This is a genomic window from Marinobacter sp. W-8, assembly GCF_044342215.1.
Taxonomy (GTDB): Bacteria; Pseudomonadota; Gammaproteobacteria; order Pseudomonadales; family Oleiphilaceae; genus Marinobacter; species Marinobacter nauticus.
This window is the reverse complement of sequence record NZ_CP172297.1, coordinates 1,524,054-1,544,338: the sequence shown is the minus strand read 5'-3', so window position 1 is coordinate 1,544,338 and position 20,285 is coordinate 1,524,054. Positions and strand designations below refer to the sequence as shown.

General features: G+C 57.4%; 19 protein-coding genes. 13 read left to right on the top strand and 6 right to left on the bottom strand.

Going from position 1 to position 20,285, the window contains the following annotated elements; translation table 11 throughout:
* Positions 1–196 precede the first annotated feature (196 nt).
* From ACF8YQ_RS07055 to htpX, 3 genes are all read left to right on the top strand, one after another.
* Positions 197–1,411 (top strand): pyridoxal phosphate-dependent aminotransferase, encoded by a 1,215-nt coding sequence (locus ACF8YQ_RS07055; RefSeq protein WP_396623007.1) that lies wholly within the window; start codon positions 197–199, stop codon positions 1,409–1,411.
* Between the two features lie 12 nt (positions 1,412–1,423).
* Positions 1,424–1,897, top strand: coding sequence for a hypothetical protein (locus ACF8YQ_RS07050; RefSeq protein WP_011785253.1), 474 nt, complete (start codon positions 1,424–1,426; stop codon positions 1,895–1,897).
* 93 nt (positions 1,898–1,990) lie between these two features.
* Positions 1,991–2,872, top strand: a complete 882-nt coding sequence (gene htpX / locus ACF8YQ_RS07045) for a protease HtpX (protein WP_396623006.1) — start codon at positions 1,991–1,993, stop codon at positions 2,870–2,872.
* A gap of 62 nt (positions 2,873–2,934) precedes the next feature.
* Here htpX and pdxB read toward each other — a convergent pair whose 3' ends face one another.
* The 3 genes from pdxB to ACF8YQ_RS07030 are packed head-to-tail and all read right to left on the bottom strand — an operon-like array spanning position 2,935 to position 5,944.
* A complete protein-coding gene (gene pdxB, locus ACF8YQ_RS07040) occupies positions 2,935–4,089 on the bottom strand; it encodes a 4-phosphoerythronate dehydrogenase PdxB (protein ID WP_396623005.1) in 1,155 nt (384 codons plus the stop codon).
* Positions 4,090–4,112: 23 nt separating this feature from the next.
* The gene (locus tag ACF8YQ_RS07035; RefSeq protein WP_014421207.1) at positions 4,113–5,384 is read right to left on the bottom strand and encodes a DEAD/DEAH box helicase; all 1,272 of its coding nucleotides are present in this window, start codon (positions 5,382–5,384) and stop codon (positions 4,113–4,115) included.
* On the bottom strand, positions 5,381–5,944 hold the full coding sequence (locus tag ACF8YQ_RS07030; protein ID WP_227499482.1) for an elongation factor P hydroxylase: 564 nt from the start codon (positions 5,942–5,944) through the stop codon (positions 5,381–5,383). The genes ACF8YQ_RS07035 and ACF8YQ_RS07030 overlap by 4 nt, the downstream gene beginning before the upstream one ends.
* 146 nt (positions 5,945–6,090) lie before the next feature.
* On the opposite strand from ACF8YQ_RS07030, the gene dsbD reads away from it, so the two are divergent.
* Positions 6,091–7,968: a protein-disulfide reductase DsbD gene (gene dsbD, locus ACF8YQ_RS07025; protein WP_396623004.1), complete on the top strand. Its 1,878-nt coding sequence runs from the start codon at positions 6,091–6,093 to the stop codon at positions 7,966–7,968.
* 1 nt (position 7,969) lies between these two features.
* Here the strand turns inward: dsbD and tusA are convergent, their stop codons facing one another.
* Positions 7,970–8,215, bottom strand: coding sequence for a sulfurtransferase TusA (gene tusA / locus ACF8YQ_RS07020; RefSeq protein ID WP_014421203.1), 246 nt, complete (start codon positions 8,213–8,215; stop codon positions 7,970–7,972).
* An 84-nt stretch (positions 8,216–8,299) separates the two neighbouring features.
* Here tusA and ACF8YQ_RS07015 point away from each other — a divergent pair, with 84 nt between their 5' ends.
* Positions 8,300–8,593 (top strand): antibiotic biosynthesis monooxygenase family protein, encoded by a 294-nt coding sequence (locus ACF8YQ_RS07015; RefSeq protein ID WP_396623003.1) that lies wholly within the window; start codon positions 8,300–8,302, stop codon positions 8,591–8,593.
* A gap of 9 nt (positions 8,594–8,602) precedes the next feature.
* Here ACF8YQ_RS07015 and rlmM read toward each other — a convergent pair whose 3' ends face one another.
* On the bottom strand, positions 8,603–9,679 hold the full coding sequence (gene rlmM, locus ACF8YQ_RS07010) for a 23S rRNA (cytidine(2498)-2'-O)-methyltransferase RlmM (protein ID WP_396623002.1): 1,077 nt from the start codon (positions 9,677–9,679) through the stop codon (positions 8,603–8,605).
* A gap of 131 nt (positions 9,680–9,810) precedes the next feature.
* On the opposite strand from rlmM, the gene ACF8YQ_RS07005 reads away from it, so the two are divergent.
* On the top strand, positions 9,811–11,700 hold the full coding sequence (locus ACF8YQ_RS07005) for a diguanylate cyclase (protein WP_396623001.1): 1,890 nt from the start codon (positions 9,811–9,813) through the stop codon (positions 11,698–11,700).
* Here ACF8YQ_RS07005 and ACF8YQ_RS07000 read toward each other — a convergent pair.
* Positions 11,673–12,320, bottom strand: a complete 648-nt coding sequence (locus tag ACF8YQ_RS07000) for an alpha/beta family hydrolase (protein WP_396623000.1) — start codon at positions 12,318–12,320, stop codon at positions 11,673–11,675. The genes ACF8YQ_RS07005 and ACF8YQ_RS07000 overlap by 28 nt on opposite strands.
* A gap of 234 nt (positions 12,321–12,554) precedes the next feature.
* On the opposite strand from ACF8YQ_RS07000, the gene ccoN reads away from it, so the two are divergent.
* The 7 genes from ccoN (at position 12,555) to ACF8YQ_RS06965 (ending at position 20,261) form a co-directional block, all read left to right on the top strand.
* On the top strand, positions 12,555–13,985 hold the full coding sequence (ccoN, locus tag ACF8YQ_RS06995; protein ID WP_396622999.1) for a cytochrome-c oxidase, cbb3-type subunit I: 1,431 nt from the start codon (positions 12,555–12,557) through the stop codon (positions 13,983–13,985).
* A 14-nt stretch (positions 13,986–13,999) separates the two neighbouring features.
* Positions 14,000–14,608, top strand: a complete 609-nt coding sequence (ccoO, locus tag ACF8YQ_RS06990) for a cytochrome-c oxidase, cbb3-type subunit II (RefSeq protein WP_011785265.1) — start codon at positions 14,000–14,002, stop codon at positions 14,606–14,608.
* A gap of 4 nt (positions 14,609–14,612) precedes the next feature.
* Positions 14,613–14,798 (top strand): CcoQ/FixQ family Cbb3-type cytochrome c oxidase assembly chaperone, encoded by a 186-nt coding sequence (locus ACF8YQ_RS06985; protein WP_011785266.1) that lies wholly within the window; start codon positions 14,613–14,615, stop codon positions 14,796–14,798.
* Positions 14,795–15,685 (top strand): cytochrome-c oxidase, cbb3-type subunit III, encoded by an 891-nt coding sequence (ccoP, locus tag ACF8YQ_RS06980; protein WP_011785267.1) that lies wholly within the window; start codon positions 14,795–14,797, stop codon positions 15,683–15,685. Before ACF8YQ_RS06985 ends, ccoP begins: the two co-directional genes overlap by 4 nt.
* 131 nt (positions 15,686–15,816) lie before the next feature.
* A complete protein-coding gene (gene ccoG, locus ACF8YQ_RS06975; protein WP_396622998.1) occupies positions 15,817–17,250 on the top strand; it encodes a cytochrome c oxidase accessory protein CcoG in 1,434 nt (477 codons plus the stop codon).
* Positions 17,251–17,301: 51 nt separating this feature from the next.
* Entirely contained in the window at positions 17,302–17,817 is a 516-nt protein-coding gene (locus tag ACF8YQ_RS06970) for a FixH family protein (protein WP_014421197.1), read from the top strand.
* Positions 17,814–20,261: a heavy metal translocating P-type ATPase gene (locus ACF8YQ_RS06965; protein ID WP_396622997.1), complete on the top strand. Its 2,448-nt coding sequence runs from the start codon at positions 17,814–17,816 to the stop codon at positions 20,259–20,261. Before ACF8YQ_RS06970 ends, ACF8YQ_RS06965 begins: the two co-directional genes overlap by 4 nt.
* The last annotated feature ends 24 nt before the right edge of the window (positions 20,262–20,285 follow it).

Genomic DNA, 20,285 nt, shown 5'->3' with positions numbered 1-20,285 from the left:
TGTGCACAATATAATTTCCCACAACAACACCGCAAATTGTCAGTTCGGGTCAGTCTGATGACACATCACTTCAAAGACGGTCCGTAAACTATCCTGATTTGGCCACAATTCCACACAATTGCCCCTGTTACCCCGAGGCGTCCCTCCGCTAGAATAAGGCTTTCGTTCAGAACCTTAGCGAAGGACCCAGGCTCCCATGCAGAACTTTTTCAAATCCGCCAAGCTCGACAATGTCTGTTATGAAATTCGTGGCGTGGTTCTGCGTGAGGCCCGCAGGCTCGAAGAAGAAGGGCACCGCGTTCTGAAGCTGAATATCGGCAATCCGGCAGCCTTCGAGCTCGACGTGCCGGAAGAAATTCAGCAAGACGTCATCTACAACATGCACCAGGCCCAGGGCTACGTGGAATCCAAAGGCCTGTTTTCGGCCCGAAAGGCCGTGATGCACTATTGCCAGCAGCGGGGCATCACCAAAGTCGATATTGATGACATCTACCTGGGCAATGGCGTCAGCGAGCTGATTGTGATGTCCATGCAGGCATTGCTGAACACCGGCGACGAAGTACTCATTCCGGCCCCGGACTACCCGCTCTGGACCGCCGCCGTCACGCTGTCCAGCGGCAAGCCGGTGCATTACCGCTGCGACGAACAACAGGACTGGTTCCCGGACATTGACGATATTCGCAAAAAGATTACCCGTCGGACCCGGGCTATTGTGCTGATCAACCCGAATAACCCGACCGGTGCCGTGTATTCAGAGGAACTGCTACAGCAGGTTCTGGAACTGGCCAGGGAACACAATCTGATCATCCTGTCGGACGAGATCTACGACAAGATTCTCTACGATGGTACCCAGCACACATCCATTGCCTCGATGGCGGACGATGTGCTGTTTTTCACCTACAACGGTCTGTCCAAGAACTACCGGGCGGCCGGTTACCGTTCTGGTTGGATGATCATCAGCGGAGCCAAACACAAGGCCCGGGATCTGATCGAAGGCATCGACATGCTGTCGAACATGCGCCTTTGCGCCAACGTACCGGCCCAACTGGCAATCCAGACCTCTCTGGGCGGCTATCAGTCCATCAACGATCTGGTGGCACCGGGCGGGCGTCTGTACGAGCAGCGCGAGACCGCCTGGCGCATGCTGAACGACATTCCCGGGGTGAGCTGCGTCAAGCCCCAAGGGGCGCTGTACCTGTTCCCAAGGCTGGACCCCAAGCACTTCCCGGTGGTGAATGACGAAAAGCTGGTTCTGGATCTGCTGCTTCAGGAGAAAATTCTTCTGGTTCAGGGCTCGGCCTTCAACATTGATGACAAACAGCATCTCCGGGTTGTTTTCCTGCCCAGAGCGGACACGCTGTCGGATGCCATGGGCCGTCTGGGCAATTTCCTTGAACACTATCGCCAGTAAACCGGAGTCAGTATGGCAGACATTCATGTCGAGGAATTCTACAAGGACGTGGCAATCGCCCTGGTTCAGCTCTACATGTCGTTTCCCCGGCGGGTAAACCTGTTCGTGGAGGATATCGCCGGGCCAGACGAGCCCGACGAATTCGGCCTGCACAGCAAGCGCCACATGGCCTGTTTCGGCGCCCTGCTCTGGCTGTCCGAAGAAGGCCTGCTCCGATACGTGGATACCATTCGCCAGGAAGCTCTGGATCAGGCGGTGCTGACCCGGGAGGCATTTGTTCGGCTCAGCGCCCCGGCCCCTCAGGCGCTTCTGAGGGAACTGTCGGCGGTTTCAAACGAGCCCGAATTGCCGCCTTCTGTTCAGAAAGACTTGTCCACCTATATTCATCTGCTGCGCTCCGCCCTGAAAAGCGGCAGTTCGAGCCGCATAAGTCTGGCGGTGCAATCAACCTTCTTCAACGATTCAGGCCTGCAACCCGTTCATTAAATGGCGTTAAGGTTCTTGAACCGCTGAACCGGATCCACATATATCGGTCAGAAAGGCGATACGTTTCCCGGTAAGCTGATACAGGAAAAAACCATGCGTATTCTGTTGTTTCTGGCCACCAACCTGGCCGTTATTCTGGTTGCCAGTTTTACCCTGCGACTGCTGGGGGTCGATAGTTATCTGGCACAACAAGGCATCGACTACGGCTCGCTACTGGCGTTTGCGGCGGTGTTCGGCTTCGCTGGTGCGTTTATCTCGCTGTTTCTCTCCAAGCCCATGGCGAAGTGGAGCACCAAAGCCAGGGTGATCGACTCGCCTCGCACGCCGGCGGAGCGCTGGCTGGTTGAAACCGTCGCGGAGCTGGCAAAGAAAGCCGGCATCGGCATGCCCGAAGTAGCGATCTTCCCTGCTCAGCAATCCAATGCCTTTGCCACCGGATGGAATAAAAACGACTCTCTGGTGGCGGTCAGCGAGGGGCTGTTAAACCGCTTCGACAAGGACCAGATCCGGGCCGTACTGGGCCATGAGATTGGCCATGTGGCCAATGGCGACATGGTGACTCTGACGCTGATCCAGGGCGTGGTAAACACCTTTGTTATCTTCGCATCGCGGGTGATCGGCTCGTTCGTGGACCGGGTCATCTTCAAGAATGAAAACGGCCATGGTATCGGTTTTTTTGTCGTGAGCATCGTGGCAGAAATCGTGCTCGGCATCCTGGCCAGCACCATCGTGTTCTGGTTCTCCCGTCGTCGGGAATACCGTGCCGACATTGCCGGTGCCCAACTGGCAGGGCGAGGCGCCATGATCAGTGCCCTGGCGCACCTGAAAAAGGAAAGTGAGGTTCCGGATCAGATGCCGGACACCCTGCAGGCATTCGGTATCAACCGGGGCGCCCGCGAAGGTCTGGCAGCAATGTTCATGACCCACCCGCCGCTGGAGGACCGAATTGCAGCGCTACAGAACGCCAAACTGTAATTACACGAAAAAGAGCGCCACACAGGCGCCCTTCTCTTTTGACGGGTAAGACACTCAGGGCGTCAGATCTTCAGTTTGAACCCGATGGCCCTGAAGCTGTCCTGAATCGACTTGCTGCTGCCCTTCAACTGCACTTTCAGGCTCGAGCATTCCCTGCGCACCGGGTAGTCCCTGCGTAGCCTGTCAAAGGCCTGCGCCCGTTCTTCAGGATTACCGTGCATGGTCAGCCGCAGGCGGGCGTCGTCCCGGCGCGGATCGTAACAAGCGCGCAAAGCAACCTGAACGGCCTCATCTTCATCAGCGCTGCTGGTAAAGGACACTTTACTGAGGGCCGGCTCCGGCAGAAATTGTCCGGCTTTCTTGCGCACAGGCAGCCCCAGATAACGACACAAGGCCTGGTAGATCATCTCCGTGCCTTGCATCTTGCCTTCCAGGCTGTAGCCGGCAATGTGGGGCGTGGCCAGCCACACCCGGTCTAGCAGGTCCGGGTTGATTCTGGGCTCATGCTCCCAGACATCCAGCACCACTGTGGGCGAGTCCGCCTGCTGAAGCCGGGCAAGCAATGCCTCTCCGTCTATCACCTCGCCCCGGCCGGCGTTGATCAACAACTGATCCTGCCCAAGCGCCTCGAGCTCGCTGCCCGCGATCATCCGGTTGGTGGGATGGTCTCCAGTTCGCGTCAACGGCGTGTGCAAGGTTACAACGTCACACTCCAGAGCCTCGGCCAGCGGCACAAACTCCTCTGCGTGCTCTTCTTCAGCTTCCTGCCTGGGCGGATCACAGAGCTTTACCGTGAAATCCAGCCGCTCCAGCATTCGGGCCAACTCACCACCGACATTGCCCACCCCGACAATCCCTACCGTCAGGGATGACCAGTCTTCAATACCCCGCTTTTCGGCGTACAGCGACAATACCGAGAGCACATACTCTGCCACACTGACGGCATTGCAGCCTGGCGCAGCGGCGAAACCGATGCCTTGTTCCTGGAGCCAGGTCTGGTCTATGTGGTCCGTTCCAATCGTGGCCGTACCAACGAACCGCACCCGGGCACCATCCAGCAACTGCCGGTCTACCCGGGTTACCGAACGGACCAGAAGTATATCGGCATCCCTTACCTGGTCCGGAGCCAGCGTCCGGCCATTTACCCGGCGAATCTCTCCGATGTCGCCAAAAAAGGAATCCAGTAAGGGTATATTCTCGTCCGCAACGATCAGCATAACAGTGGTCTCACCAGTGACTCTCAATGACGACGTGGTCTGGGCCCGCGACCGCTGTTGCCCTGCGGCCGGCGGCCACCCCGCTTGCGGGTAATCGGCGGGTTATCCATGGCGGCTGTCAGATTCTCATCAGGCACCGCCGTCTTCAGCTTCTGGCTGATGTATTTTTCAATCTCCGGCAGGGCAAACGCGTCCTCTTCACCAGCGAAGCTCACCGATACTCCGGTTTTACCGGCACGGCCAGTACGACCAATGCGGTGAACGTAATCTTCGGCATTGTCTGGCAAATTGTAGTTGAATACATGGGTCACGCCGTTTACGTGGATGCCACGGCCCGCCACATCGGTAGCAACCAGCACCTGAATCTGTCCCTTCTTGAACTGGTCAAGCGTTTTCAGCCGCTTGTTCTGGGCAATCTCGCCAGACATCAACGCCACTTTCACACCCTGGTTTTTAAGATCCTCTTCAAGATCACGGCACTGGTCACGACGGTTGGCAAAAACAATCGCTTTCTCTACTTCCGGCCGCTTCAGGTAATTCACCAGTACCGGCAGCTTTTCGTTATCGGACACCAGGAAAACGGTCTGTTCAACTCGTTCTGCAGTCTTCTGTTCCGGCTCGATTTCGACAAACTCGGCATTGCGGGTCCACATGGATGCCAGGTTGAGGACATCCTGGTTGAAGGTGGCACTGAACAGCAGGGTCTGGCGCTCATCCTTGGGGGTACACTTGCGGATGATGCGCTTGACGTCCGGGATAAAGCCCATATCGAGCATCCGGTCCGCCTCATCCAGAATCAGGATGTCGAGCTGATCCAGAAAAACATCCTGTGAGCCCAGGAAATCGATCAATCGGCCCGGGGTAGCCACCAGGATGTCGACAATTTCGTTCTGCAACTGCTCCCGCTGCTTGTCGTAGTTCATCCCGCCAACCACAGTAACCACATTGTGGCCAGTGTAATGACACAGCTGTTCGGCGTCCTTGGCAATCTGCATGGCCAGTTCGCGGGTGGGCGCCAGCGCCAGAACACGGGGCTCGGAGGCAAAACGCTCTTTCTCGTCGATCGGAGTTTCCAGCAAAGACTGAATCGCGGTAATCAGAAAGGCTGCAGTCTTTCCGGTGCCCGTCTGAGCCTGGCCAATGAGGTCTTCACAGGCCAGGGTCCAGGGCAGCGTTTCTGCCTGAATGGGCGTGCAGTACTCGAAGCCAATTTTGGAAATGGCATCCAGCAGTCGCTTGTCCAGATTGAGGTCGCTGAAGCGTAAATCGCCGGTATGCTTTGGTTCTGATGTCATAGGGGTTCAGGTATCCTTGATTGATCGTATTCCTGCTCTGCAGTTAACAGACGGGTCTTCACTCGAGCCCAGGTTTCATCTATCCGGGCACCAGTGCTGTAAAACTGCAAGAGCGAATCGTAGAACTGCTGTGCACGGCGGGGTAATCCACAGGCAAGGTAATCGCTCGCCTGGTTGAGCACATTCAGGCGGAATGCATCTCCATCGGCAGCGCCTCCGCCGGCGAGGTTGTCGACACTGATGTGAAAGCGGAAGCCGGCCGCCAGGGAAAACAGACACTCTATGGCCTGAGGTTTCACCTCCACCTGCTCAAACGCTTGCTGCTGTTCAGGTGTTCGTCCATCCGGACAGTACCAGTATCCGTAATCGTACATTGTGCGCCGATGCTCACCGGCAATGCACCAGTGGGCAATCTCGTGCAGGGCACTGGCAAAAAAACCATGGGCAAAGACTACCCTGGCAAGACCCTCGGGCTCGCTCACAGGGAGATATTCCGGTTCTTCGCTGCCCCTGACCAGAATCGTCCGGTATGATTCCCGGAACAGGTCATTGAACAGCATGATAAGATCGTCTGGATTGTGATTCATCGGTTGGCTATTGTGCGACTTTAACGCGTCCAATACCAGTGGGAACTTTCGCCACAGCATGGTGTCCACTGGCTTCGAACCAACTTCATGCATACCAGAATCAGGAAATGACCGTATCCATGTCAGCAGTCCAGGCCTTCAGTGCTCCTACGCGAAATCTGTTCTACCATCTTTTGCTTGTGTTGGCAGTGGTTCTGTCGCTGGCGTCTCCCGGCGCCAAGGCTCTGGGGTCCGGCAATGGCAGCCTGTTTGGTAACAGCGAATTTCTGCCGGTAGATGAAGCACTACCCTTTGATTACACCACTGATAACGGGGCTGTGGTGCTGGCCTGGAATATCACCCCCGGCCATTACCTCTATAAGAGCCGCATACAGATCAATGCCGTAACTGATGGTGTACAGGTTGGCGAACCCGGCTTTTCTTTGCCGGGCACGCTGACTGAAGACGAATTCTTTGGTGAGATCACCGTTTTTTTTGATCCGGTCCAGGCCAGGGTACCCATCACCCTGCCCGACGGTGTCCGGGAAGCGGAGCTTCAGGTGACGTACCAGGGCTGTGCAGAGGCCGGGCTTTGTTATCCCCCGCAGACCCGGGACATCTTCTATTACCCTGGTGGCGACGCTGCTGAGACCGCAGCCAACAGCGTGACCTCCGATACCGGTAATGCGGCGCCCGCAGATACCTCCACCGCGACCGGCCTCGCCGGCTTTCTGTCCAGCCAGTCGATCTGGATGATCGCCGGCGTATTCTTTTTGCTCGGTCTGGGGCTGACCTTTACGCCCTGCGTTCTGCCCATGGTACCCATCATCTCCTCCATGGTCTCCGGGCGTAATACAAGAACCACCAGCCACGCATTATTGCTGTCGGGCAGCTATGTGCTGGGCATGGCATTGACCTACGCCGCGGCGGGTGTCATTACCGGCCTGCTGGGCGCCAGCTTCAATCTCCAGGCGCAGCTGCAGTCGCCCTGGGTGCTGAGTGTTTTCGCTGGCCTGTTCGTGGTCTTTGCGCTGTCGATGTTCGACTTGTTCGAAATCCAGCTACCACGTTTTATTCGGGAACCCCTCAACGATGCCAGCCATCGCCTGACTGGTAGCCGTGTCGCCAGCATCTTCGGCATTGGTGCCCTTTCAGCACTTATTGTCTCGCCCTGCGTGTCTGCGCCACTGGCCGGCAGCTTGCTGTACATTTCCACCACTCAGGATGCCGTGATCGGCGGTGTGGCGCTGCTGGCACTGGGCCTGGGCATGGGAGTTCCCCTGATTCTGGTTGCCGTTGGCGGCCGGAAACTGCTGCCAAGCTCAGGGCACTGGATGACCACGGTGAAGCACTTCTACGGTGTCATGCTGCTGGCCGTGGCTATCTGGCTGGTTGAGCGCCTGGTACCGGTCTGGTTCAGCCTGACCATGTGGGGGCTGCTGATTGCTATTACTGGCGTGCAGCTGGGCGCATTCGATGCCGCCAAGGCTGGCTGGCAGCGCACCCGTAAGGGGCTGGGGCTGGTTATGTTTGCCTATGGCCTGGCCTTGCTGGCCGGTGCCGTCAGCGGCGCCAACGACCCGCTCAAGCCGCTGGCGCCCTTTGTGGCCTCCGCGGCGCCGGGACCAGTGGCGGGCGAGCTATCACATGCCAGCTTCCAGCGTGTTGAGGATCCGAACCAGATCCGCACATTGCTGGCCAATGCCAGTGACCGGGGGCAGCCCGTCATGCTGGACTTCTATGCGGACTGGTGTATTTCCTGCAAAGTCATGGAACGCAATGTGTTCAGCGATCCCCAGGTCATCCAGGCACTGTCACCCTACACCCTGCTGCAGATCGACATGACGGACAACACGCCCGCCCAGCAGGCCCTGCTGGATGAACTCGGCCTGTTTGGCCCCCCGGCAATACTGTTCTATCAGGCGAGCGGGTCAGAGCTCAGCAACGCCCGCGTGCTGGGCGAGATGGATCGGGATCAGTTTCTGGAGCACGTGGCCAACGTTGGTCAGAAACTCTGAGTCAGGCGTCCTGACAGCGGCGGATCAGAAACAGGAATTCACCGCCCGCTTCCTGCTGGCTGAGAAGTTCGTGCCCGAGGAACTGGCAGAACCTCGGGATATCCCGAGTGGTTGAAGGATCGGTGGCCACCACCCGCAGCACCTGCCCAATCTCAACATCGTGGATGCGATTGTGCAGCATCATGACCGGCTCGGGACAGAATAGTCCCCGTGCATCCAGTTCTGCGTGATAATCATGATCGGACACGCGTGACCTCCTGCAAGTAGCGTGATTTTTCTGAATCCAGTGCTAAATTATTGTTTATAGCAGCGAAAATAAAGGGAGATTGTCATGATTCGGGTACTTATTGAACGCCATATTGCCGAAACTCTGGAGTCGGCCTACGAAGACCGGGCCAGAAAAGTGTTACAGCAGGCCGTCAGTGCCCCGGGCTTTATCTCCGGTGAGACCCTGGTCGACTGCCGCGACCCGAACCATCGCATCACCCTGGCAAACTGGCGCTCAGAGGCAGACTGGGATCGCTGGTACCGCTCTCCTGAACGCCGGGAATTAATGGCGGAACTCACCCCCATGATGGACCGGGATGAAGCCATTACCGTGCTCCAGCACAGCGATATGCCGTGAATCCGGTGATCAGTCCAGGCGCTCGATGAAGCAGGTTATTTCTTCCCGGTCATGGTAGAGGTGCCGGGCCCGGAGCCGGCAATTGAGCTCGGCCTCTGCCAGCCCCTGCAGCAGTATGTCCCGGCAGATCAGCCACTCCTCATAACGTTTCTTCATAGGTAGCTTGAGATTGAACACGGTGTAGCGACACAGCTTGCCGCCTACCCAGTCCAGCGCCAGGCGCGCTGTTTTTCGGGGCTTGTCGACGATATCGCAGACCATCCAGTCCACGGCCCGCTTCGGGCGCCAGGCGTAGCCATCAGCCCGGACATGCTCAACATGCCCTGTGGCCATCAACTCTGGATTCATGGGGCCATTATCGACCGCCGTCACCATCATGCCCTGCTGTACCAGCTGCCAGGTCCATCCGCCGGGAGCAGCGCCCAGATCCACCGCTTTCCGGCCTCCACCCAGATAGTCCAGATAGCGATCTTCAGGAATAAAGACCTTCCACGCCTCTTCGAGTTTGAGTGCAGACCGGCTTGGCGCGGAGGCCGGCAAGCGTAAACGGGGTATGCCCTGCGGAAAAGGGGATCGATTATTGGCCAGGCTTAACCCGACAACGGCCGTTTCAAAATCCAGCAACAGCAGCTCCAGGCGGTCACCGTTGGCACTGGCCGAATCCGGCGCCAGCAAGCCCGCCTCCCTGAGTCCGCGGGACAGGGGTGCCACCCATTTTCGGGCAAAGTTACCCAGATCGCGGTCTTCATTGGTTTCCGTAAGCCGGGTTTCCAGTCGTGATACCCGGCTCCCTTGCCAATCGCAGCTCCGAAGGAATTCAATAACAGCTCCCACCCGGTCTCTGGTGGGTAACGGGCAATCGCCAATCACCAGAAACCAGTCCCGCACAAAGACCAGATGATCCAACGGAATCTTTTGCATCAATTCAATGGCGGATTCGGGCCCGCCAAGGGTAAACCGCACCAGCCCTGCGTTCCTGACTGGCTGAAAGTAGCCGAACAAGCCACAAGCCGCAGCCGAATCCATCAATTCCTGACCAGCCTCGGTCTCAAAGCCCGGGCGGCACATCAGCATTATCTGTTGCATTCCATAACCTTGTTGGTGACCACTGTCAGGATTCTGACGCACCGACAGCGACAAAACTTGAACGTGTTTAACGGCAGCATTTGTTCACGCTGGCTACACTTTCTGCTTCCCAACGTACCGCCTGGTGGAAAATGCTCCGACTCTGGAACCTGCTCACGGCCTGTTTTCTGGCCACGGCTGGCCTGCTGTTCAGCGGCCAGCTTGCAGCTATGGAACCGTGTCCGGCCCTCAATGCCGCCAGCCCGGACGCCCGCAGCGCTATCAATCACCACATCTGTTTTTACTCAGCCCGCCCGGGTGAACCGGCCCATGCTGCAACAGCACCTGAGGATCTGCCAGCCGAGTTGGCGTGGAGACCAGCCCGGGGCCATGACCTGGTATTCAGCCACACCGATTCCGTGTACTGGATCCAACTTAATGTCCGCAACAGCAGCGCTGAATCCGGTCTCTGGTACCTGAAGCTTCATTACCCGCTGCTGGACGAGGTGACGTTCTGGCAAAAAAGCCGCTACCAAAGCGGTTACAGCCCTGAAGACGCCCGACCTCCGCTGGCGACCGGCGATCTCTTCCCGTTTGCCACAAGGGGCATAGATTACCGTTATTTCCTGCTCCCCGTCACACTGGATGCCGGCGAAAACCGCTCCATCCTCATCCGGGTGCATAGCAGCGGCGCGCTGAATGTGCCCCTGGGCCTGATGACACCGGGCGAGGTCATTGCGGAAAGCAACCATCTCACCCTCATACACGGCCTGTTTTACGGCGCCCTGCTGATACTGGCGGCGTTCAACCTGCTATTGTTCATCAGTGCCGGCACCCGCTATTACTTCTACAACGCCTTTTATATAATCTCGATCGGGATGTTCCTGTTCGCCATGGGTGGATTTGCCAACCAATACTTCTGGCCAGAGAGCTCAGAACTGGCGAACCTCTCCATTCCGTTAACCCTGGCCGTTTGCGCGCTGGCGATGACTCTATTTGGCTGGTCTTTCCTGGAAGTCGGCCCCGACACTCTTTCTGTCAAGGCGCTGAAATCACTGGCCACAGTTGCCGTTGGCGCAGTAGCACTGACGCTCCTGATCCCGTATACCAAGTCCATCCTGATCAATACCGCCCTGGCCTTGACCGTCATTGTGGCGCTACAGGTTATTGCCTACGTTCGCTGGCGCCAGGGATACAGGCCCGCATTCTGGTATCTGGCGGCCTGGATGGTAATGGTTGTCGGGGCACTGATCTATGCCATGGCTGCGTTCGGGTATCTTGGCGATTATCAGGCCCGGGAAGTGATGATGCAGGCGGTTCTCGGAGGCCAGGTGGTCCTGCTGAATTACGCCCTGGTGCAGCGCTGGCGCCTGCTTAACCAGAAACTGCTGGATGTGGAACACCAGGCCCGGACCGAACTGGAACTGAAGGTCCATGAACGCACCGCCCAGCTCCGCAACACCATGCGGGAACTGGAACAGGCAAATCGGAAACTGGCATCGTTAAGCCTCAACGATGCGCTCACTGGCCTGTATAACCGGCGCCACATGGATAATCTTCTACCTGAACTCTGCAGGGAGGCCCGTCGGACCGGGAACCCATTAACTCTGGCCCTGATCGACGCCGATCATTTCAAACGCGTAAACGATACCTGGGGCCACGATTTCGGAGACCAATGCCTGAAACAGATCGCGGGCATTCTGGATGAGCACGTCAAAAGGCCAAGGGACGTAGCCATCCGTTTTGGCGGTGAGGAATTTGCCCTGCTACTCCCCGGAAACAATCTGGAAGGCGCGCGCACGCTCTGTCTCAGCATACTCAAGGCCATGCGGGAAACCGCCCTTATCGCTCCGGACAAAAAGCCTTTCCATCTGACACTCAGCGCCGGGATTGCCGAACTGGGTACGGGGGAGGAGCCATCTGACCTGTTCCGAAAAGCCGATGAAGCACTCTATCAGGCCAAGGGCGCAGGCCGGGATCAAATCATGCTCGCCAATCGTGCCTCAGTAGGTGATCAGAGCACGGCATCGTCGACAAACTGACGCGTCAAAAGCGCTGCCTGCGCAATCAGGTCTGACTGTTGCTCTGGCTGCCGTGCCAGCGGCTGAAAATCGTGATTTCCGCCGTCCAGCCAGCATAGCCGGGTAAGGCCGGGGATCTGACCCTGCGCCTTCAGTTCATCCGGTTTACCGAATGGGTCCCGGGTACCCTGAACCACCAGCAGTGGAACCGCGACCTTCTCCAGGTGTTCAGTGCGCCAACGATCCAGCTTGCCCGGCGGGTGAAACGGATAGCCATAACAGGCAACGCCATCAACCCCCTTACACTCCCCGGCAGCCAGCAGCGTGGCCATCCGTCCTCCCATTGATTTTCCGCCCACCAGCAGCGGAATACGGGTTCCGAGCTCCGCCCTGGCCAGGGATACCTGCTCTCGAAACGCTTCCAGCAATACCGGCTGCCGATCCGGAGGACGTTTGCGGCCATCCTCCCGACGCTTGACCATGTAGGGAAACTCGAACCGTACATTTTCTATGCCTTGCGCTGCGAGAGCCTCCGCTAACAGCTCCATGAACAATGAATCCATGGGCGCTCCGGCGCCATGGGCCAGTATCATTACGGCTTTGGCATCTTTTCCGTAGCCTTTGGTCTTAATTCTTTTCACCAATTTTTCCTCTCGCTCTCCCGTTGCCGATCAAATTCGATGACAGAATGGATCTGGCAAGCCATTAAAGCGTCAATAAAAAGCCATTGAATAGACTTGCAACTTACTGGCCAGCCTATTGATTCCAGCGGATTTGACGGATGTCATAACTTGATCTTGATCATTGCAAAGGAATAATCGTTTCTCCATACTTGCCCCCGCATAATTCCCCATCCTGAACCCATTGGTAAGGCTATGAGCACAGTAAATGCAAACCTGACATACAACTATAAGGTGGTGAGACAATTCGCCATCATGACAGTGGTATGGGGTATTGTAGGTATGGCTCTGGGTGTGCTGATCGCAGCACAGCTGGTTTGGCCATCCCTCAACCTCGACCTGCCCTTTACTCACTTCGGTCGCTTGCGGCCGCTGCATACCAACGCCGTTATCTTCGGCTTTGGCGGAAGTGCCCTCTTTGCAACGTCCTACTACGTCGTTCAGCGGACCTGCCAGGCTCGCCTGATATCCGACGGATTGGCGGCGTTCACCTTCTGGGGCTGGCAAGCGATCATTGTAGCTGCTGCCATCACCTTGCCGATGGGCCTGACATCATCCAAGGAATACGCCGAGCTGGAATGGCCGATTGATATCGCGATTGCGGTTGTCTGGGTGAGCTACGCCCTAGTCTACTTCGGCACGATCACCAAGCGCAGCACGCCGCATATATACGTGGCCAACTGGTTCTACGGCGGCTTCATACTGACTGTCGCCGTTCTGCACATCGGTAACAACATGGCTCTGCCGGCCACCGCATTCAAGTCGTACTCGGCCTATGCGGGCGTTACCGACGCCATGATGCAGTGGTGGTACGGTCACAACGCGGTAGGCTTCTTCCTGACTGCCGGCTTCCTGGGCATGATGTACTACTTCGTTCCCAAGCAGGCCAACCGTCCGGTTTACTCCTATCGCTTGTCTATCGTGCACTTCTGGGCCTTGATCGCTACTTACGTATGGGCCGGTGGCCACCACCTGCACTACTCTGCCCTGCCTGACTGGGCACAGACCGCAGGCATGGTAATGTCCCTGATTCTGCTGGCTCCGTCCTGGGGCGGTATGATCAACGGCATGATGACCCTGTCCGGTGCCTGGCACAAACTGCGTACCGACCCGATCCTGCGTTTCCTGGTGGTATCCCTGTCCTTCTACGGTATGTCTACCTTCGAAGGCCCGATGATGTCTATCAAGACCGTCAACGCTCTGTCCCACAACACTGACTGGACCATCGGCCACGTGCACTCCGGCGCCCTGGGCTGGGTTGCCATGATCAGTATTGGCGCGGTTTATCACCTGATCCCGAAACTCTGGGGCATCCAGGCAATGTACAGCACTGCGCTGATCAACGCTCACTTCTGGCTGGCTACCGTAGGCACCGTGCTTTACATCGCCGCCATGTGGGTGAATGGCATCATGCAAGGTCTGATGTGGCGCGCAGTAAACGAAGACGGCACCCTGACCTACAGCTTCGTGGAAGCGCTTGAAGCTTCCTACCCGGGCTACTTTGTACGCTTCATCGGTGGCGCGATCTTCCTGACCGGCATGCTGATCATGGCCTACAACGTGTACATGACCGTACGCCAGAAAGACGCCGTTGCAGAAGATAATGCTGCGGTTCAGGCGGCGTAAGGGAGAGAGACCAGATGAGACACGAAATAGTCGAAAAGAACCTTGGTCTGATGATCGTGCTGATCGTACTGACCATCAGTGGTGGTTTTCTGGCGGAAGTGGTGCCCCTGTTCTTCCACAAAGAGGTGAACGAGCCGGTCGAAGGCCTGGAGCCTCTGTCCGCTCTTGAACTGGAAGGCCGGGACATTTACATCCGTGAAGGCTGCCACGTGTGCCATACCCAGCAGATCCGTCCGTTCCGGGCTGAGACTGAGCGTTATGGTCACTACTCCGTTGCGGGCGAGTTCGTTTATGACCGTCCGTTCCTGTGGGGTTCCAAGCGTACCGGGCCGGACCTGGCTCGTGTAGGTGGTCGCTACTCGGATGCCTGGCAGCGCCAGCACCTGTACGATCCACGCAGCGTGGTACCCGAATCCAACATGCCTGCCTTCCCGTGGCTGTTCGAGAATCGTGTTGATCACGGTTCCATTGAGTCCCGGATGAAGACGCTGCAGACGCTTGGCGTGCCATACAGCGACGAGCAGATTGCCAACGCAGCGAATGAGATCGAAGGCAAATTTGAAATCGAAGCGCTGGTCGCATACCTGCAGCAGCTGGGTACTGTGATTTCAGAGAAGCGGTGATCCCATGGATATTAATGAGTTACGCGGCATTCACACGCTGCTGGTAATGGCAGCGTTCTTCGGAATCGTCTGGTGGGCGTACAGCGCCCACCGCAAGAAGGCCAACGACGAGGCAGCACACCTCCCCTTCGATGACGACGAAGTCGAAAAGCGTACTCTCGAACAGGAAAAAACGGAGAAGAAACAATGAGTACCTTCTGGAGCATCTGGGTCAGTGTGATCGTGCTCGGTACCGTTTTCGGCTGCTGGTGGCTCCTCTGGGCCACCCGCAAGAGCCAGACAACCGATACTGAAACCGACCGGACAATGGGCCATTCCTTTGATGGCATTGAGGAATACGATAACCCTCTGCCGAAATGGTGGTTCTACCTGTTCGTAGCAACCTGCATCTTCGCCCTTGGCTACCTGGCTCTGTACCCGGGCCTGGGCAACTTCAAGGGTCTGCTGGGATGGACATCCACCAACCAGTGGGAAGCGGAAGTGGCAGCTGCCGAAGAGAAATATGGCGAAATCTATGCCCAGTTCGGCGACACTGCCATTCCTGAACTGGCGCAGAACGATGACGCCATGAAGATCGGCCAGCGCCTGTTTGCCAACAACTGTTCGGTCTGTCACGGCACCGCCGCTCGCGGCCAGGTGGGCTTCCCCAACCTGACCGACGACGACTGGCTGTGGGGTGGTCAACCAGACCAGATCCTGCACAGCATTGCCCAGGGTCGTAACGGCAATATGCCTGCAAAGGGCGTCATGCCGAATATGACCAATGAGCAGGTCGATCAGGTGGTTAACTACGTGCTGAGCTTCAGTGGACGCGAAGAAGATGCCGAGGCGGCCAAAGCTGGCGCCCAGGTGTTCGCACAGGCCTGCGTTGCCTGTCACGGTCCGGAAGGCAAAGGTATGGAAGCCATGGGTGCGCCCAACCTGACCGACAATGTCTGGCTCTACGGTTCCACCTATGAGTGGATCAAGGAGACCGTGATGAACGGTCGCCAGAACCAGATGCCTGCACAAGGCGGTCGCCTGACCGACGACCAGATTCAGATCCTGGCGGCATACGTTTACAGCCTGTCTAACTGAATCCGACCCGGCCAGGCTCGCCCTGGCTTGGTCTTCTCAACCCTGTATCTGCGCCCGCGGGTACAGGCTTGAGAAGATCAGCTGACCCTCCGAGGCCCGCTCCCAGCTTTACCACTCACCGGGAGGTACCCATGAGCAACGAGATTCCGGTCAAACAGGTTGACCCGAACGGCGATTCCTCCAATAACAAGAAAAAGCCAGAAACCGTCGACCTGTACGCCAGTCGACAGAAAATCTACGTCAAGGAAGTCAAAGGCTTTTTCCAGCGAATCCGGAATGTCAGCTTGACCCTGCTGATGGGCATGTACTTTCTCTTCGTTTGGCTGACTCTGGACGGGCAGCCCCTGATTCACTTCGACCTGCCCGCCCGGGAATTCCATCTTTACGGCATTACCTTCTTCCCGAAAGATTTCTTTCTGTTATCCGGCATGCTGATCATTTCAGCGTTCGGTCTGTTTTTCATCACCACCCTGTTCGGCCGCGTGTGGTGTGGCTATACCTGCCCTCAGACCGTCTGGACCTTTATCTTCATGTGGATCGAGGAAAAAGTTGAGGGCAGCCGCAACAAGCGGATGAAACTGGACAAAGCACCCAACTCTGCCGAAAAAGTCACCAAGAAATCGATCAAACACGCACTCTGGCTGTTTGTTGCGCTGGCTACCGGCCTCACCTTCGTTGGCTACTTCTACCCTATCCGTGAACTGATCGTTGACCTGTTTACTTTACAGGCAAACGGCTGGGCCTATTTCTGGGTGGCCTTCTTTACCGTCGCCACCTACCTGAATGCAGGCTGGATGCGGGAGCAGGTGTGCCTGTATATGTGCCCGTATGCCCGGTTCCAGTCCGTGATGTTCGATCCCAACACCCGCGTTGTTTCCTACGACCCCAACCGGGGCGAGCCACGCGGCAGCCGCAAGAAAGGCGTCGAACCCGCCGAAGTTGGTCTGGGTGACTGTATTGATTGCGGCCAGTGTGTTCAGGTCTGCCCCACCGGTATCGATATCCGTGACGGCCTCCAGTACGAGTGTATCGGCTGCGCCCTGTGTATCGACGCCTGCGATGAAGTTATGGAGAAGATGAACTATCCCAAGGGGCTGATTCGCTACACCACTGAGAACGAACTGGAGGGTAAAACCTCCAAACTGCTACGGCCGCGTACCTTTGGCTATGGCGCAGTGCTCTTACTGATGATCAGCGCAATAATTTTCACCATTGCCACCCGGGTTCCGGCCAAGATGGATGTGCTGCGGGATCGCGGCGCGTTGTTCAGCTTTAACGGCGAAGGACGGGTGGAAAACTCGTATACCGTCAAGATCCAGAACATGTCAGAGGTACCACAAACCTTCAGCCTGTCTGTGGATGGCCTTGAGGACATGCGCATTCTGACAGACACCACGGTGACGGTGAGCAGCGGCGAGAACCTCTCCTTGCCCACGGTTGTTGACGTTCCGCCGGAAGCGCTGGTGGACACCAATAACGATATTCGTTTCTACGCCGAATCCCAACCGGATTCCTTGATTAAACTTGAAACTGAAAGCCGATTTGTTGGTCCGAAGCCCCGCTAACAAGAGGGCCCGACAATCGGCTCTGAAGCCATAAACCGAGACAAGACCGCAATGACTGATAACGCAACTCCTGCCCCTTGGTATCGCCAGCCGTGGTTCTGGTTCCTGACCATTTTCCCGCTGGCGTCGATCATGTGGGGGATTACCGCCCTGACCGTGTCTTCCAGCATGGACAATTCGCTGGTGACCGACGACTACTCCAAACAGGGCCGTGGCATCAATATGTCCATTGCCCGTGATGAAAAGGCGGCCGATCTGAAGATGGCGGGTACGCTGAGCCTGAATGGTCGTTCTGCAACACTGGATCTGAGCACCGTGAATGGTGCCGCCGATTACCCGTATCTGGTGTTCAACCTGTATCACCCGACATTGTCTGGTCAGGATAAAACCATCCAGTTTACCCAGGTTGCTCCTGGTCAATACCGGGGCCAGCTCCTTGAGGATGTCAGTGGTCGCTGGTACTACGACCTTCAGGGGCCAGACAACGACTGGCGGGTAAAGGGTGAGGTAAGGCTTCCTTCCTCCACCCCTATACGCATTAACGCAGAAGGCGACGCCCAAGGGTGACCACCCTGAACTGCTTCCATTGCGGAGAACCAGCGGATGGCGAACCCCCGATCACCCTGGAACTGCAGGGACAGCAAAGGCATTTTTGTTGCCAGGGTTGCAAGGCAGTGTGTCAGACCATCCACCAGGAGGGTCTGACCGGTTTCTATGAGTTTCGCACCGAACCCGCCGTTACGCCAAGAGAGCTGACCCGGTCAGAACTCGATCGTATCCGGGAACTGGATCACCCCCTGGTTCAGCAAGCCTTTGTGGCACCAGTCAAGGCTGGCCAGGAGGCACAGCTGCTGATCGGCGGTATTACCTGCGCCGCCTGCATCTGGCTGCTTGAGAATCACATGAAGCAGCAGCCAGGCGTGCAGAGCTTTACCGTAAACCACACCACACAGCGGGCTCGCCTGGTCTGGGCATCGGACAAGGCACGTCTCAGCGACCTTCTGATTGCCATCCACGAACTTGGCTACACCGCCGGCCCCTATCAGGCAGACGAAGCCGAACAGGCGCTCAAGGCAGAGCACCGCTCGATGCTCATTCGTCTGGCGGTGGCCGGGATCGGTTCCTTCCAGAGCATGATGCTGGCCTTTCCCCTGTACTTTGAGCTGGTCAGTGATCTGTCCACAGATTTTGTGGATTTTTTCCGCTGGTTCAGTCTGCTGGTTGCCACGCCGGTGGTGTTCTACAGTGCTCGCCCATTCTTTACCAATGCCCGCCGGGACCTGCTCTCCCGTCATCTGACCATGGACGTACCGGTGGCCATCGCCATCGGGCTTGCCTATGGCGCAAGCGCCTGGATCACGTTGATCGGCGGCGAGGAAGTGTATTTTGAATCCGTATGTATGTTCACCTTCTTCCTGCTGCTGGGCAGATACATTGAAGTTCAGGCTCGCTATCGCGCCGGGCTGAGCGGTAATGCCCTTGCCGGCTTCCAGCCCTCCGTTGCCGCACGGGTTCTGAACGGTGAGGCAGAGATCATCGCCATCCACCAGGTACAACCGGGCGATGTGATCCGGGTTCGGCCAGGGGAAACGCTGCCTGTGGATGGCGAAATCGTTTCGGGAGAATCCACTCTGAACGAAGCCGCCCTCACTGGCGAATATCTGCCGGAAACCCGGAAACCGGGCGACACCGTGCATGCCGGCAGCGTAAACGGGGAAAACCCGCTCGACATACGCGTGACCCATGCCGGCGCCCAGACCCGGCTGTCCGGTATCCTGCGAGTTCTGGATCGCGTGCAGTCCGAAAAGCCGCCGGTGGCCCGAATGGCCGACCGCATCGCGGGCAAGTTTGTTGGCCGGGTGTTGATACTGGCACCGGTAGTCTGGGCCGGCTGGTGGCTGGCCGGGGCCGACAATGCCTTTGACATTACGCTCTCTGTACTGGTGGTTACCTGCCCCTGTGCGCTGTCCCTGGCCACGCCAACGGCGATTACATCTGCCACGGTGCGTTTAAGAAGGCTCGGCTTCCTGCCCACCCGAGGTCACACTCTGGAATCCATGAACACCATCGATACCGTGGTGTTTGATAAAACCGGGACTCTGACCCGGGGAGAGCTTAGTCTGACCGGGCAAGCGGTGTTCGGTAGCCTGGATCAGGACACCTGCATCCGGATTGCCGCGGGGCTTGAAAAGCATTCAGAGCACCCGATTGCCAGAGTATTCCACGAGCAGCCTTCGCTAACAGTGACTCAGGTGCGTAACCACCTGGGCGGTGGCTTGTCCGGGCATTACCATGGCCGGGCGGTCTACATCGGGCACAAAGCCTTTGTCGCCGAGCACACATCGGCAATTGCGCCAGAGGGTGAAGACGCCCAAGGCATGGAAATCTGGCTCGCGACAGACAAGGAATGGCTGGCACGCTTCCGGCTGGATGACAAGATACGGGACGACGCGTCACAGGCCTTGCAGGCGTTACGGAAATCCGGAATAGAGACCTTGCTGCTTAGTGGGGATCGCTCCGGCCACGTACAGCAGGTGGCTCATGCACTGGGCATTGACCGAGCCATTGGTGAAGCCTCACCGGAGCAGAAGCTGGAAGTACTGGAACAGCTTCGCGCGGACGGGCACCGGGTGATGATGGTGGGTGACGGATTGAATGACCTGCCCTCCATGGCCGGAGCCGGTATTTCAGTGGCTATGGGTACAGCGGCAGACCTGACTCAACTGAAAGCCGACGCGGTACTGCTGAATGGCCAGTTGAATTCCCTGGTCGCCGCGATTGAAACCAGCAAGCAAACCCGGAAAATCATCCGCCAGAATATGATCTGGGCGTTCGGCTACAATGTCTGCGCCCTGCCCCTGGCCGCAGCGGGCCTGGTGGCCCCCTGGCTTGCTGCCATCGGCATGTCCCTGAGCTCACTGATCGTTGTGCTGAACGCCTTACGACTCAGCCGGTCCAACAAGAGCACAGCGCATCCGGAGGCCACCCTTGGCGCACCGGAAGCAGCCTGATACCTTGGGCCATACACTTATGAA

Excerpts from the sequence above, each read along its gene's own strand:
- ACF8YQ_RS07055 (WP_396623007.1), top strand. The coding sequence starts at position 197 with ATGCAGAACTTTTTCAAATCCGCCAAGCTCGACAATGTCTGTTATGAA.
- ACF8YQ_RS07050 (WP_011785253.1), top strand. The coding sequence starts at position 1,424 with ATGGCAGACATTCATGTCGAGGAATTCTACAAGGACGTGGCAATCGCC.
- htpX (WP_396623006.1), top strand. The coding sequence starts at position 1,991 with ATGCGTATTCTGTTGTTTCTGGCCACCAACCTGGCCGTTATTCTGGTT.
- pdxB (WP_396623005.1), bottom strand. The coding sequence starts at position 4,089 with ATGCTGATCGTTGCGGACGAGAATATACCCTTACTGGATTCCTTTTTT.
- ACF8YQ_RS07035 (WP_014421207.1), bottom strand. The coding sequence starts at position 5,384 with ATGACATCAGAACCAAAGCATACCGGCGATTTACGCTTCAGCGACCTC.
- ACF8YQ_RS07030 (WP_227499482.1), bottom strand. The coding sequence starts at position 5,944 with ATGCTGTTCAATGACCTGTTCCGGGAATCATACCGGACGATTCTGGTC.
- dsbD (WP_396623004.1), top strand. The coding sequence starts at position 6,091 with ATGTCAGCAGTCCAGGCCTTCAGTGCTCCTACGCGAAATCTGTTCTAC.
- ACF8YQ_RS07015 (WP_396623003.1), top strand. The coding sequence starts at position 8,300 with ATGATTCGGGTACTTATTGAACGCCATATTGCCGAAACTCTGGAGTCG.
- rlmM (WP_396623002.1), bottom strand. The coding sequence starts at position 9,679 with ATGCAACAGATAATGCTGATGTGCCGCCCGGGCTTTGAGACCGAGGCT.
- ACF8YQ_RS07005 (WP_396623001.1), top strand. The coding sequence starts at position 9,811 with ATGCTCCGACTCTGGAACCTGCTCACGGCCTGTTTTCTGGCCACGGCT.
- ccoN (WP_396622999.1), top strand. The coding sequence starts at position 12,555 with ATGAGCACAGTAAATGCAAACCTGACATACAACTATAAGGTGGTGAGA.
- ccoO (WP_011785265.1), top strand. The coding sequence starts at position 14,000 with ATGAGACACGAAATAGTCGAAAAGAACCTTGGTCTGATGATCGTGCTG.
- ACF8YQ_RS06985 (WP_011785266.1), top strand. The coding sequence starts at position 14,613 with ATGGATATTAATGAGTTACGCGGCATTCACACGCTGCTGGTAATGGCA.
- ccoP (WP_011785267.1), top strand. The coding sequence starts at position 14,795 with ATGAGTACCTTCTGGAGCATCTGGGTCAGTGTGATCGTGCTCGGTACC.
- ccoG (WP_396622998.1), top strand. The coding sequence starts at position 15,817 with ATGAGCAACGAGATTCCGGTCAAACAGGTTGACCCGAACGGCGATTCC.
- ACF8YQ_RS06970 (WP_014421197.1), top strand. The coding sequence starts at position 17,302 with ATGACTGATAACGCAACTCCTGCCCCTTGGTATCGCCAGCCGTGGTTC.